Origin of the sequence: Klebsiella sp. HC6, assembly GCF_022605325.1 — a bacterium.
Lineage (GTDB): Bacteria > Pseudomonadota > Gammaproteobacteria > Enterobacterales > Enterobacteriaceae > Klebsiella > Klebsiella terrigena.
Window position 1 is genome coordinate 2448109 of record NZ_CP093276.1, and the last position, 14364, is coordinate 2462472.

The window sequence follows — 14364 nt, forward strand, 5'->3', positions numbered from 1 at the left end:
AGCCTCTGTCATCCGTTTAATGCCTTTGCTATTCCGCTTTACGCCACTTCTCCCCATCCTCCTGCTGCTGGCCGGCGCACCGGCTCGTGCCCTGCAGGGAAGCAACGCCTTCAGCGAGAAGCAGACGGCGCTGCCCGATCTCGGCATCGCTCCCCAGCTTGATCAGGATGCGCAGCATTTTGCCGAAATGGCGAAGAAATTCGGCGAAGCCAGCATGAGCGATAATGGCCTTACAACCGGCGAGCAGGCGCGGATGTTTGCGATCGGCAGGATTGGCTCCGAGGTCAGCCAGCAGCTGGAGAGCTGGCTATCGCCGTGGGGCAACGCCAGCGTCGATTTTCTGGTGGATAAGGAGGGGCGCTTTACCGGCAGCAAGGGCAGCTGGTTCGTGCCGCTGCAGGATAATGGCGATTTCCTCACCTGGAATCAGTATTCGGTGACCCAGCGCGATAGCGGTCTGGTGGGCAATATCGGCCTGGGGCAGCGCTGGCGGGTTGGAACATGGCTGCTGGGCTATAACTCCTTCTACGATAAGGTGCTGGATGAGCGCCTGGCGCGCGGCAGCATCGGGGCCGAGGCGTGGGGAGAGTCGGTGCGCCTGTCGGCTAATTACTACCACCCGGTGGGGAGCTGGCAGCAGGGCGACAGCCTGACCCAGGAGCAGCGGATGGCAAGCGGCTACGACGTCACGGCCCAGGCGCGGCTGCCGTTTTATCAGCATATTAATACCAGCGTCAGCGTCGAGCAGTATTTCGGCGACAGCGTTGACCTGTTCCATTCCGGGACCGGCTACCATAACCCGGTGGCGGTCTCAGTGGGGCTCAACTATACCCCGGTTCCGCTGGTCACGGTGACGGCAAAGCATAAGCAGGGCGAAAGCGGGATTAGCCAGAACAACGTCGGGCTGAACCTAAACTATCGCTTCGGCGTGCCGTTAAAGCAGCAGCTGGCGGCCGACGAGGTGGCGATCAGCCGCTCCCTGCGCGGCAGCCGCTACGACAGCCCGGAGCGCGATAATTTGCCGGTGGTCGAGTATCGCCAGCGCAAATCGCTGTCGGCCTATCTGGCGACGCCGCCGTGGGATCTGCAGTCGGGGGAAACGGTACAGCTTAAGCTGCAGATTCGTAGCCTGCATGGGATTAAATCGCTGAAATGGCAAGGGGATACGCAGCTGCTGAGTTTGACGTCGCCGGTAGATGCCAATAGCCCTGACGGCTGGAGCGTGATTTTGCCGGCCTGGAGCGGTGAACCCGGCGCGACCAACCTGTGGCATCTGTCGGTGGTGGTTGAAGATAAAACAGGTCAGCGCGTCTCATCCAATGAGATCGCACTGGCGCTGACCGAGCCGCTGGTAAAATTCTCGGCCGAGGGCGTATCCTGGCGAGAGCTGCCCTAGAAAACGCGCTCCTGGTGTACCCAAACCGCGGCTTCGACGCGCGATTTCAGCTTCATTTTCTTCAGCATATGCTTAACGTGTACTTTCACGGTGCTTTCGGTTATCTCCAGACGGCGCGCGATCATTTTGTTCGGCAGGCCCTGGGCGATAAGCTTGAGGATATCGCGCTCGCGCGGGGTCAGCTGGCTGATATCGCGGTCCGAGGTGGCGCGGTTGGCGCGCAGGCTGGCCGCCAGCACCGGCGTTAACGCCTCGCTCAGCACCATCTCACCGGCAGCCGCCTGCTGCAGGGCTTTCAGCAGATCTTCCGGCTCCATGTCCTTGAGCAGGTAGCCGTCGGCGCCGCGTTTTAAGGCGGTGACCACGTCTTCTTCATGGTTGGAGACGCTGAATACCACCACCCGGCCAGAGAGCGACTTCTCGCGCAGCTTATCGAGGGTTTCCAGGCCGTTCATGCCCGGCATGTTGAGATCCAGCAGGATCAGGTCTGGATCCAGCGACTCCGCCAGCGCAATACCTTGTTCGCCGTTGCTGGCTTCGCCGATCACCTGAATGTCGGATGCCATGCTAACCAGCTGTTTAACGCCGGTGCGCAGCATCGGGTGATCGTCAATGAGAAGGATGGTTGCCCGTTCCTGTTGACTCATGGGGTTCTCCTATTGGATTGAAAACGATTTTTCCGGGATAAAAGTGACGACCACTTCGGTACCGCCCGTCTCGCGACGGCGTACCTGGCAGTCTCCGCGCAAGCTCTGGGCGCGATCCCGCATAATAATTAAACCGTAATGGTTACTCCGTTCGGCATGGTCTGGTACGCCGCGGCCATTATCCGCGACCACCAGCCTGACCTGATTATCCCGCAGCGACACGGTTACGGTGACCTCCGTCGCTTTGGCGTGCTTCAGCGCATTACTGAGCGCCTCGCGGGCGATTTGCAGCACATGGATCGCCTGGTGCGAGGGGACGAAACGCGGCGGCAGCTGGTAGTCCAGCCTGACCGTAAAGCCGAAGTGGGCGCTGTATTCCATGCAGCTGGCTTCCAGCGCCGGACGCAGTCCCGGTTCGGTTAACTGTAGCCGGAAGGTGGTCAGCAGCTCGCGAAGCTGCGCCCAGGAGGTGTTCAGCTCGTTACGGATCTGACCCAGCAGCTGGCGACTCTCTTCCGGTAAATGTTCTCCCTGCATCTGCAGACAGCTGACCTGCATCTTCATGCAGGAGAGCGACTGGGCAATCGAGTCGTGCAGTTCGCGCGCGATAGTGGCGCGCTCCTCCATAACGATCAGCTGCTGCTGATGCTCCTGATGCCTGTCCAGCGCCAGGGTCGAGGTCAGCTGTTCGACCAGGGTATCCACCAGCTGCTGCTGGTCGTGGCTCAGATGGCGGCCCACCGGCAGAGTGGCCAGCAGAATGCCGTACTGGTTATGGGCATCAGAGAGCCGCCACTTCAGCGTTGCCCCGCCGTCGGGCAGCGGCGGCAGATCGCGCGGACATAAATAACAGCCTTTATCATCGCAGTGTAAATCTGAATGACAGGCGAATTCCTGATGGTTGTCTTCATCTTCGAGGTCATAGACCCTGACTTCAATATCGCGCAGCAGCGTCAGCCCCTGTAGGCCATTAAGCACCGGCGAGATCCGCTCGCAGAGCGGGGCGCTGGAGTGCAGTCGGCGGTTGGCCTGCCACAAAAAAGCGAGGATTTCGTTTTTCTGCTCCAGACCGGCGGTTTTTTCCTGCACCCGCCGCTCGAGTACGGAATAGCTCTCCGCCAGCTCTTCCGACATATTGTTCAGCGCCATCCCGAGGGTGGCCATTTCATCACGTCCGCTGATGCGCACGCGCTGGGTAAAGTCGCGATGGCTTATCGCACGGGCCATCTCCAGCAGCTGCTTCCACGGACGCAGCAGCCGAGCCCGCAGCCAGACGATGGTGAACAGAAACAGCAGCGCCATGCCGCAGCCAAGGATCCGCTGGATCCAGACTACGTGCCTGATGCGCTGTTCGGTCGTATGGTCAAAGGCGGTGACCAGATGGTCTATGCGGTCGACAAAGCTGGCGACGTCGGTGGCGACGGTCGCCTGATTCTGCGCGTGCCGCATCCCCGGCGCCAGCTCCTGCTGCCAGTAGTGCTGCAGCGCTTTAAGCTGGTTTTGCTGGCCGTCCCGCAGGGCGGCGTTCTGCAGCTCTTCGCTAAATACGGTGGCGGTCATCTCGTCGATAAGCCTGTCGTCGCTCTCGTTGAGCGGCACCGCGGCCAGCAGGCGATAGCTCTGCATTCTCAGCGAACCCGCTTTATTAATCGCATGCGCGCTGCCCTGGACGCCGTGCACCAGCCGCGCGGAGATGCCGATCCCCGTGACGCCAATGGCCGTCGAAAGCAGGACAATCAGCGCCAGTTGATTCACCAGCGTGAGCGGGGTAAAAAGACGTTTTAACATAGAATGCGTGGCTCCTGACCGGCAAACCATCCGGGAGTGGGACCTATTCTCGGATATCCGATGGAGTATACCCATACCTATAAAGGATTACCCCTTAATTGTCGGTGGTAGGTAGTCCGCCAGGAGGGGATCGGTGAAAGCGGGCAGCCTCGTGAAAAACCACACTTTTTTAAGCGAAAATAACTACTCCCTTCGAGTGATGATTTTTTTTTAAGCAAATTGGTGACAACTTTTCCTTTGATTTATATCAACTTACTGCCGCCTGTAATCCCTAATGTATCTGCGGGATATATGAATAATCAGAGGTATATATGAGTCAATCTTCCCTCCCGGAGAAGACTACCACTTCAGTCATCACCGACTGGCGTCCGGAAGATCCTGAGTTTTGGCAGCAGCGTGGTCACCGCGTCGCCAGCCGCAACCTGTGGATCTCCGTGCCGTGTCTTTTGCTGGCGTTTTGCGTTTGGATGCTGTTCAGTGCCGTGGCCGTTAACCTGAATAAGGTTGGCTTTCAGTTTACTACCGATCAGTTATTTATGCTGACCGCGCTGCCGGCGCTGTCTGGCGCGCTGCTGCGCGTGCCTTACGCGTTCATGGTGCCGCTGTTCGGCGGCCGCCGTTGGACGGCATTCAGTACCGGGATCATGATCGTGCCTTGCGTCTGGCTGGGCTTCGCGGTGCAGGATACCTCTACGCCGTTCAGCGTCTTCGTTATCATCTCCCTGCTGTGCGGTTTTGCCGGGGCAAACTTTGCTTCCAGCATGGCGAACATCAGCTTCTTCTTCCCGAAACAGAAGCAGGGCGGTGCGCTGGGTATTAACGGCGGTCTTGGCAACATGGGCGTCAGCGTCATGCAGCTCGTTGCGCCGCTGGTGGTTTCTCTGTCTATTTTCGCCGTCTTCGGCGGGACCGGCACCGAGCAGCCGGATGGCTCAATTCTGTATCTCGAAAACGCGGCCTGGATTTGGGTTCCGTTCCTTGTCGTCCTGACTCTGGCGGCATGGTTCTTTATGAACGACCTGTCGGCATCGAAAGCTTCGCTCAGGGAGCAGCTGCCGGTGCTCAAGCGTGCGCATCTGTGGATCATGGCGCTGTTGTATCTGGCAACCTTTGGCTCGTTTATCGGCTTCTCCGCCGGTTTTGCAATGCTGTCCAAAACGCAGTTCCCGGACGTGCAGATCCTGCACTACGCCTTCTTCGGGCCGTTTATTGGCGCCCTGGCGCGCTCTACCGGCGGGGCTATCTCCGACCGTCTGGGCGGGACCCGCGTGACGCTGGTTAACTTCGTGGTGATGGCCATCTTCTGCGGCCTGCTGTTCCTGACGCTGCCAACGCACGGTGAAGGCGGTAACTTTATCGCGTTCTTCGGCGTGTTCATGGTGCTGTTCCTGACCGCCGGGCTGGGTAGCGCGTCTACCTTCCAGATGATTTCGGTTATTTTCCGTAAAATGACCACCGATCGGGTGAAGGCGCAGGGCGGTAGCGAAGCGCAGGCGATGCGTGAAGCGGCGACCGATACGGCGGCGGCGCTGGGCTTTATCTCAGCGATCGGCGCGATTGGCGGCTTCTTCATTCCGAAGGCGTTCGGTATCTCTCTGGACCTGACCGGTTCTCCGGCGGGGGCGATGAAGGTCTTCCTCGTGTTCTATATCGCCTGCGTAGTCATTACCTGGCTGGTTTACGGACGTAAGCAGAAGTCCTAAGCGACGAGGTTTACCGGCATAAGGCGCAACCTGATTTGCGCCTTTTTTTTACCCTGCAAATAGTTACATCATGCTGCCGCGCGGCGGCGCCCCGACCGGACGCATAAATTCAGCAAAATAATCCCCGGCCCTGCGCTCTACCCCTTAATACCTATATAGATATTGTTCGTGCTTCAAATGGCGTACTTTTCTATGAAAATCATTAAAAAACAGATAGATAAAAAATAGAAAAAGATACCACTAAGGTGGTAACTCCCTGTTTTACCGATGTTTATAAGGCATTTCGTATTGATCGTTATCAATTCTCTCCCTCTTTCATAGCGTTACCTTCGCTGCAAATCCAGCAATGTCGATTTATCAGAGAGCCGTCAGGCTCCAAACAGGAGAAACCCATGAGTAAATTCCTGGACCGGTTTCGCTACTTCAAACAGAAGGGCGAGACCTTTGCCGATGGGCACGGCCAGCTTCTACACACCAACCGGGACTGGGAGGATGGATACCGCCAGCGTTGGCAGCATGACAAAATCGTGCGTTCCACTCACGGTGTGAACTGCACCGGCTCATGCAGCTGGAAAATTTATGTCAAAAATGGCCTCGTCACCTGGGAAACCCAGCAGACGGACTATCCGCGTACCCGCCCGGACCTGCCCAATCATGAACCGCGCGGCTGCCCGCGCGGCGCCAGCTACTCCTGGTACCTCTACAGCGCCAACCGCCTGAAATATCCGCTGATGCGTAAGCGCCTGATGAAAATGTGGCGTGAGGCTAAGGTTCAGCACAGCGACCCGGTTGCGGCATGGGCTTCGATTATTGAAGATGCTGATAAAGCGAAAAGCTTTAAGCAGGCCCGCGGTCGTGGCGGCTTCGTACGCTCCTCCTGGCAGGAAGTAAACGAGCTGATTGCCGCGTCCAACGTTTATACCGTCAAAACCTACGGCCCTGACCGCGTGGCGGGCTTCTCGCCGATCCCGGCGATGTCGATGGTTTCCTACGCTTCCGGCGCGCGCTACCTGTCGCTGATCGGCGGTACCTGTCTGAGCTTCTACGACTGGTACTGTGACCTTCCGCCGGCTTCTCCGCAGACCTGGGGCGAGCAGACCGACGTACCCGAATCCGCCGACTGGTATAACTCGAACTACATTATCGCCTGGGGTTCAAACGTTCCGCAGACCCGTACCCCGGATGCGCACTTCTTTACCGAAGTCCGCTACAAAGGCACCAAAACCGTTGCTATCACCCCTGACTACGCCGAAATCGCCAAGCTGTGCGATCTGTGGCTGGCACCGAAGCAGGGTACCGATGCGGCGCTGGCGCTGGCGATGGGCCACGTTATGCTGCGCGAGTTCCATCTCGACAAACCGAGCCAGTACTTTACCGACTACGTCCGCCGCTACACCGACATGCCGCTGCTGGTGATGCTCGAAGAGCGCGACGGCTACTACGCGGCGGGCCGTATGCTGCGTGCCGCCGACCTTATCGATTCGCTGGGCCAGGAAAACAACCCGGAATGGAAAACCGTGGCGATCAACGCCGACGGCAACATGGTTGCGCCGAACGGCTCAATCGGCTTCCGCTGGGGTGAAAAAGGCAAATGGAACCTCGAGCAGCGCGACGGCACGTCCGGTGATGAAACTGAACTGCAGCTGAGCCTGCTGGGCAGTCAGGATGAGATCGCCCAGGTGGGCTTCCCGTACTTTGGCGGCGAAGGCACCGAACACTTCACCAGCGTTGAGCTGGAGAACATCCTGCTGCATAAGCTGCCGGTAAAACGCCTGCAGCTGGCGGATGGGAGCACCGCTCTGGTGACCACCGTTTATGACCTGACCATGGCTAACTACGGCCTGGAGCGCGGTCTGGACGATGAAAACTGCGCTAAAAGCTACGATGAGGTTAAGGCGTATACGCCGGCGTGGGCTGAAAAAATCACCGGCGTTGCTCGGGCCAACATCATTCGCACCGCCCGTGAGTTCGCCGATAACGCCGATAAGACGCACGGCCGCTCGATGATTATCGTCGGGGCCGGTCTGAACCACTGGTATCACCTCGATATGAACTATCGCGGTCTGATTAACATGCTGGTGTTCTGCGGCTGCGTCGGCCAGAGCGGCGGCGGCTGGGCGCACTATGTGGGCCAGGAAAAGCTGCGTCCGCAGACCGGCTGGCAGCCGCTGGCGTTTGCCCTCGACTGGCAGCGTCCGGCGCGTCATATGAACAGCACTTCCTATTTCTATAACCACTCCAGCCAGTGGCGCTACGAGTCGGTCACCGCGCAGGAGCTGCTCTCTCCGCTGGCGGATAAATCGCGCTACACCGGCCATCTGCTGGACTTCAACGTGCGCGCCGAACGTATGGGCTGGCTGCCGTCCGCACCGCAGCTTGGGACTAACCCGCTGCGCATTGCGGAAGAGGCGAAGAAAGCCGGTATGACGCCGGTTGACTACACCGTGAAGGCGCTGAAAGAAGGCACTATCCGCTTTGCAGCGGAGCAGCCGGAAAACGGTAAAAACCACCCGCGCAACCTGTTCATCTGGCGTTCTAACCTGCTGGGCTCTTCCGGTAAAGGTCATGAATATATGCTGAAGTACCTGCTGGGTACCGAGCACGGCATTCAGGGGATGGACCTCGGCAAGCAGGGCGGCGTGAAGCCGGAAGAAGTGGAATGGCAGGACAACGGCCTCGACGGCAAGCTGGACCTGGTGGTGACGCTGGACTTCCGCCTGTCGAGCACCTGTTTGTATTCCGATATCGTGCTGCCGACCGCAACCTGGTACGAAAAAGACGACATGAATACTTCGGATATGCATCCGTTTATTCACCCGCTCTCTGCCGCCGTCGACCCGGCCTGGGAATCGAAAAGCGACTGGGAAATCTACAAGGGCATCGCGAAGAAATTCTCCGAAGTCTGCGTGGGCCACCTCGGAAAAGAGACCGACGTGGTGACGCTGCCCATCCAGCACGATTCGGCCGCCGAACTGGCGCAGCCGCTCGACGTGAAGGACTGGAAAAAAGGCGAATGCGACCTGATCCCAGGGAAAACTGCGCCGCACATTATTCCGGTTGAACGCGACTACCCGGCAACCTATGAGCGCTTTACCTCCATCGGGCCATTGATGGACAAAATCGGTAACGGCGGTAAAGGCATTGCCTGGAACACCCAGAGCGAAATGGATCTGCTGCGTAAGCTCAACTACACCAAGGCGGAAGGCCCGGCGAAAGGCCAGCCGATGCTGGATACGGCGATTGACGCGGCTGAGATGATCCTCACCCTGGCCCCGGAAACCAACGGTCAGGTGGCGGTGAAAGCCTGGGCGGCGCTGAGCGAGTTTACCGGCCGTGACCACACGCATCTGGCGCTGAATAAAGAAGACGAGAAAATTCGCTTCCGCGATATTCAGGCCCAGCCGCGCAAGATTATCTCCAGCCCGACCTGGTCAGGACTGGAAGATGAGCACGTCTCCTATAACGCCGGCTACACCAACGTTCATGAGCTGATCCCGTGGCGTACGCTTTCTGGTCGTCAGTCCCTCTATCAGGACCACCAGTGGATGCGTGATTTCGGTGAAAGCCTGCTGGTGTACCGTCCACCGATCGATACCCGCTCGGTGAAAGCGGTGATGGGTAAGAAATCAAACGGTAACCCTGAGAAGGCGCTGAACTTCCTGACGCCGCACCAGAAGTGGGGTATTCACTCGACCTACAGCGACAACCTGCTGATGCTGACCCTCGGTCGCGGTGGTCCCATCGTGTGGATGAGCGAAGCGGATGCCAAAGAGATGGGCATTGAAGATAACGACTGGATTGAAGTCTTCAACAATAACGGCGCCCTGACCGCGCGTGCGGTAGTGAGCCAGCGCGTGCCGGCCGGGATGACCATGATGTACCACGCGCAGGAACGTATTGTGAACCTGCCGGGTTCTGAAATTACCGGCCAGCGCGGTGGGATCCATAACTCGGTGACCCGCATTACGCCAAAACCGACGCATATGATCGGCGGCTATGCGCACCTGGCATACGGCTTTAACTACTATGGCACCGTCGGCTCGAACCGCGATGAGTTTGTGGTTGTACGTAAGATGAAAAATATTAACTGGCTGGATGGCGAAGGCAATGACCAGGTACAGGAGAGCGTAAAATGAAAATTCGTTCACAAGTCGGCATGGTGCTGAATCTCGATAAATGCATCGGCTGTCATACCTGCTCAGTCACCTGTAAAAACGTCTGGACCAGCCGTGAAGGGACCGAGTACGCATGGTTCAACAACGTTGAAACCAAGCCGGGCCTCGGTTTCCCGACCGACTGGGAAAACCAGGAAAAATGGAAGGGCGGTTGGGTTCGTAAGATCAACGGCAAGCTGCAGCCGCGTATGGGTAACCGCGCGATGCTGCTGGGTAAAATCTTCGCTAACCCGCATCTGCCGGGTATCGACGACTACTACGAGCCGTTTGATTTTGACTACCAGACGCTGCATAACGCGCCGGCCGACAGCAAAGCGCAGCCGATCGCGCGTCCGCGCTCGCTGATCACCGGCCAGCGCATGGATAAGATCGTCAAGGGACCGAACTGGGAAGACGATCTGGGCGGTGAGTTCGAGAAGCTATCGAAAGATAAGAACTTCGAGAACATGCAGAAGGCGATGTACGGCCAGTTCGAAAACACCTTCATGATGTATCTGCCGCGCCTGTGTGAGCACTGTCTCAACCCGGCGTGCGTGGCGACCTGTCCGAGCGGCGCTATCTACAAGCGTGAGGAAGACGGCATCGTACTGATCGACCAGGACAAGTGCCGCGGCTGGCGTATGTGTATCACCGGCTGCCCGTACAAGAAGATCTACTTCAACTGGAAGAGCGGTAAGTCTGAGAAATGCATCTTCTGCTACCCGCGCATCGAAGCGGGCCAGCCGACCGTGTGTTCAGAAACCTGCGTCGGCCGTATCCGCTACCTTGGCGTGCTGCTGTATGACGCAGACGCGATTGAAACCGCAGCGAGCACCGAAAACGAGAAAGATCTCTATCAGCGTCAGCTGGACGTGTTCCTCGATCCGCATGACCCTAAAGTCATCGAGCAGGCGCTGAAGGACGGCGTACCGCAGGGGGTTATCGACGCTGCCCAGAAGTCGCCGGTCTACAAGATGGCGATGGACTGGAAGCTGGCGCTGCCGCTGCATCCGGAATACCGCACGCTGCCGATGGTCTGGTACGTGCCGCCTCTGTCACCGATTCAGTCCGCGGCGGACGCCGGCGAGCTGGGGAGCAACGGTATTCTGCCGGACGTGGAAAGCCTGCGTATTCCGGTTCAGTACCTGGCAAACCTGCTGACCGCAGGCGATACCCAGCCGGTGCTGCTGGCGCTGAAGCGCATGCTGGCGATGCGCCACTTTAAACGCGCTGAAAGCGTTGATGGCGTAGTGGATACCCGCGCGCTGGAAGAAGTGGGTCTGAGCGAAGCCCAGGCGCAGGAGATGTATCGCTACCTGGCGATTGCCAACTACGAAGACCGTTTCGTGGTACCCAGCAGCCACCGCGAGCAGGCGCGCGACGCCTTCCCGGAAAAAAGCGGCTGCGGCTTCACCTTCGGCGACGGCTGCCACGGTTCGGACAGCCAGTTCAATCTGTTCAATAGCCGCCGCATCGACACTATCGACGTGACCAGCAAAACGGAGCCGCACCCATGATTGAACTCGTGATCGTGTCGCGCCTGCTTGAGTATCCTGACGCTGCCCTGTGGCAGCACCAGCAGGAGATGCTGGAGGCGCTGGCGTCATCGGAAAAATTAGTCGCGGAGGATGCCCGCAAGCTGGGCGACTTCCTGCGCTACCTGACCGCCCGGGACCTGCTCGACGCTCAGGCGGATTACAGCGAGCTGTTTGACCGCGGACGGGCGACGTCGCTGCTGCTGTTCGAACATGTTCACGGCGAGTCCCGCGATCGTGGTCAGGCGATGGTCGATCTGATGGCGCAATACGAGCGTCATGGCCTGGAGCTCGACAGCAATGAGCTTCCTGACCATCTGCCGCTGTACCTGGAGTATCTGGCGCAGCTGCCGGAAGATGAAGCTATCGCCGGGCTGAAGGACGTGGCGCCGATTCTGGGTCTGCTAAGCGCTCGCCTGCAGCAGCGCGAAAGCCGCTACGCGGCGCTGTTCGAACTGCTGCTGAAGCTGGCGGATACCCGGGTTGATAGCCAGAAGGTTGCAGAAAAAATAGCCGACGAAGCCCGCGACGATACGCCGCAGGCGCTGGACGCGGTATGGGAAGAAGAACAGGTGAAATTCTTTGCCGATAAAGGCTGCGGCGAGTCAGAAATTGCCGCTCACCAGCGTCGTTTTGCCGGGGCCGTGGCCCCGCAATACTTGGATATCTCTAACGGAGGACCGCAATAATGCACTTCCTGAATATGTTCTTCTTTGACATCTACCCATACATTGCCGGTTCGGTATTTCTGATCGGCAGCTGGCTGCGCTACGACTATGGTCAGTACACCTGGCGGGCCTCGTCCAGCCAGATGCTGGACCGCAAAGGGATGAACCTGGCGTCTAACCTGTTCCATATCGGGATCCTCGGTATCTTCGCCGGCCACTTCCTCGGAATGCTGACCCCGCACTGGATGTATGAGTCCTTCCTGCCGATGGACGTGAAGCAGAAGATGGCGATGATTGCCGGCGGTGCCAGTGGCGTGATGTGTCTGGTCGGCGGCGTGCTGCTGCTCAAGCGTCGCCTGTTCAGCCCGCGCGTGCGCGCAACCACCACTACCGCGGATATCCTGATCCTCTCGCTGCTGCTCGTTCAGTGCGCGCTGGGCCTGCTGACGATCCCGTTCTCGGCGCAGCATATGGACGGTAGTGAAATGCTTAAGCTGGTAGGTTGGGCGCAGTCGGTGGTGACCTTCCACGGCGGAGCGTCACAGTATCTGGACGGGGTGGCGTTTATATTCCGCCTGCACCTGGTGCTGGGGATGACGATGTTCCTGCTGTTCCCGTTCTCTCGCCTGGTGCATATCTGGAGCGCGCCGGTAGAGTACCTGACGCGCAAATATCAGATTGTTCGCGCTCGTCGCTAGTTCAGCTATCGGTTGTATCAAACCCCGCTTCGGCGGGGTTTTTTATTGCTCAGCGCCAGCCCATCACCCCAACCCAGATTATTCCCCGCCGCCGCCAGCAGGATCAGCGCACCTCCGGCCAGCTGCACCGGCGCCAGCGCATGGTCAAAGACCAGATAATCGACCACGATCGCCACAATCGGATAGATAAAAGAGAGTGAGCCGATCGCTGGCGTAGGCAGCTTCTGGATCGCGCTGTAGAGCAGCTGGTACATGATGCCGGTATGCACAACGCCGAGAATCAGCAGGTATCGCCAGGGGAACGCAGCGCTAAAATCGGGGAGGTTAACCAGCGGCAGCAGCATAATTGTCCCGACGATGACCTGAATAAAGGCAATATGCTGGGGCGGGAGCGGGCGCAGCTTGCGGGCGATCATCGCCGTTAGCGCGTAGAAAAAAGCGGCGCCAAGAGCCAGCGCAATACCCGCAGCCAGCTGGCCGCCGTGCGCCTGCATCAGCTCGCTGGAGAGCAGCACCACCACGCCGAAAAAGGCCAGCGCCAGCCAGCCCCATTTAATCAGCGTAACCCGCTCACCTGTCAATATGCCCATCAATACCAGCATAAACGGCTGGGTATTATAAACAACGGTGGCCATGCCAATAGAAATTCGGGCGTAAGCGGCAAAAAGCAGCAGCCAGTTAATGACCAGGGCGACGCCTCCGAGGATCGCCAGCAGCAGCGTGAGCCGCGTGAGCTGGCTGAACGGCTGTCGGCTGAGAGAGATGAAGCCCGCTAAGGTCAGCGCGCCAATAAGGCAGCGCCAGAAGACAACGTCGATCACCGGCAAACCGGAGAGTAAAACGAATGCGCCAATCGAACCCGAAATTATCATCGCCAGGCTCATTTGCCAGACGCCCGTCACCGTATGTTTCATTTTTCTACCTCCGTTTGCGTACCGCTATTGTCGTTAATCAGATGACAGGTTGATATGCATGATCTAAGGTGAAAACCTGATATCGCTTTTATTTAGCAGGTAAAAAGAGTGGAACACTTAATTGATAATATCGATCGCGCCATTCTGGCCTGTCTGGCGGAAGATGCGCGTATATCGCTAAAGGTGCTGAGTGGGCGGGTAGGGCTGACCTCGCCAAGTACCGCCGAGCGGGTGAAGCGTCTGGAAGAGCGCGGGGTGATTCAGGGATATGGCGCCCGGATTAATCTGGCCGCGCTGGGCTATAGCCTGCAGGCGCTGGTGCGCGTCAGACCCATGCCAGGGCTGCTGCAGAAAGTGGATAAATACATTCAGGCGATGCCGGAATGCATCGAATGCGACAAGGTCACGGGGGAAGATTGCTTCGTCATGCGCCTGGCGGTGCGTGATATTGCGCAGCTTGATACCCTGCTGGATGGCCTGGCAGAACACGCCCAGTGCAACACCTCGATAGTAAAAAGCTCGCCGGTAGCGCGCCGTCTGCCGCCGATGTAGCGCTATTCCGGATGAGGGCGTCTACGTCCAGGCAGGGATGCTTAGCTGACGCTCGAGTCGAACCCTGGTCGAAGTTTTTCATCCTTCCCGAATGGGCAGAATGTGTGACGCTGGTATTTGTTTGAGAGTGATGAGATATCAGGAAGTGATGGTGGTGGGGGAAGGATTATTCGCAGCTTTGCTGCTCACCCTTCGGGCCGTTGCCTGCGGCAACGTTCTCTCGCTGACGCTCGAGTCGAACCCTGGTCGAAGCTTCTCATCCTTCCCGGATGGCAGAATGTGCGACGCTGGCGTTTGTTTGGGAGTGAT

General features: G+C 58.3%; 10 protein-coding genes and 1 other RNA gene. 7 read left to right on the plus strand and 4 right to left on the minus strand.

The annotated features are described in order from the left end of the window. The first annotated feature begins 19 nt into the window (after positions 1-19). A complete protein-coding gene (locus MMW58_RS11890) occupies positions 20-1396 on the plus strand; it encodes a YchO/YchP family invasin (RefSeq protein WP_241723451.1) in 1377 nt (458 codons plus the stop codon). Here MMW58_RS11890 and narL read toward each other — a convergent pair. Then, a complete protein-coding gene (gene narL, locus MMW58_RS11895) occupies positions 1393-2043 on the minus strand; it encodes a two-component system response regulator NarL (RefSeq protein WP_041146087.1) in 651 nt (216 codons plus the stop codon). The two genes, MMW58_RS11890 and narL, sit on opposite strands and share 4 nt — an antisense overlap. Before the next feature lie 9 nt (positions 2044-2052). Then, a complete protein-coding gene (narX, locus tag MMW58_RS11900; protein ID WP_133598266.1) occupies positions 2053-3831 on the minus strand; it encodes a nitrate/nitrite two-component system sensor histidine kinase NarX in 1779 nt (592 codons plus the stop codon). A gap of 311 nt (positions 3832-4142) precedes the next feature. Here narX and MMW58_RS11905 point away from each other — a divergent pair, with 311 nt between their 5' ends. The 5 genes from MMW58_RS11905 (at position 4143) to narI (ending at position 12589) form a co-directional block, all read left to right on the plus strand. After that, positions 4143-5534 (plus strand): NarK family nitrate/nitrite MFS transporter, encoded by a 1392-nt coding sequence (locus MMW58_RS11905; protein ID WP_133598264.1) that lies wholly within the window; start codon positions 4143-4145, stop codon positions 5532-5534. A 392-nt stretch (positions 5535-5926) separates the two neighbouring features. Next, a complete protein-coding gene (locus MMW58_RS11910; protein WP_133598262.1) occupies positions 5927-9670 on the plus strand; it encodes a nitrate reductase subunit alpha in 3744 nt (1247 codons plus the stop codon). Further along, positions 9667-11205 carry a nitrate reductase subunit beta gene (gene narH, locus MMW58_RS11915; RefSeq protein ID WP_133598260.1) on the plus strand — a complete coding sequence of 513 codons (1539 nt, stop codon included), beginning with the start codon at positions 9667-9669 and terminating at the stop codon, positions 11203-11205. The genes MMW58_RS11910 and narH overlap by 4 nt, the downstream gene beginning before the upstream one ends. Next, positions 11202-11912: a nitrate reductase molybdenum cofactor assembly chaperone gene (narJ, locus tag MMW58_RS11920; RefSeq protein ID WP_076947661.1), complete on the plus strand. Its 711-nt coding sequence runs from the start codon at positions 11202-11204 to the stop codon at positions 11910-11912. Before narH ends, narJ begins: the two co-directional genes overlap by 4 nt. Beyond that, on the plus strand, positions 11912-12589 hold the full coding sequence (narI, locus tag MMW58_RS11925) for a respiratory nitrate reductase subunit gamma (protein WP_133598257.1): 678 nt from the start codon (positions 11912-11914) through the stop codon (positions 12587-12589). Before narJ ends, narI begins: the two co-directional genes overlap by 1 nt. Before the next feature lie 17 nt (positions 12590-12606). On the opposite strand, the gene MMW58_RS11930 is transcribed toward narI, so the two are convergent. After that, positions 12607-13503 carry a DMT family transporter gene (locus tag MMW58_RS11930; RefSeq protein ID WP_133598255.1) on the minus strand — a complete coding sequence of 299 codons (897 nt, stop codon included), beginning with the start codon at positions 13501-13503 and terminating at the stop codon, positions 12607-12609. Positions 13504-13611: 108 nt separating this feature from the next. On the opposite strand from MMW58_RS11930, the gene MMW58_RS11935 reads away from it, so the two are divergent. Beyond that, positions 13612-14055 (plus strand): Lrp/AsnC family transcriptional regulator, encoded by a 444-nt coding sequence (locus MMW58_RS11935; RefSeq protein ID WP_241723452.1) that lies wholly within the window; start codon positions 13612-13614, stop codon positions 14053-14055. A 149-nt stretch (positions 14056-14204) separates the two neighbouring features. On the opposite strand, the gene MMW58_RS11940 is transcribed toward MMW58_RS11935, so the two are convergent. Next, positions 14205-14336: non-coding RNA, RtT sRNA (locus MMW58_RS11940), on the minus strand. Positions 14337-14364 lie beyond the last annotated feature (28 nt).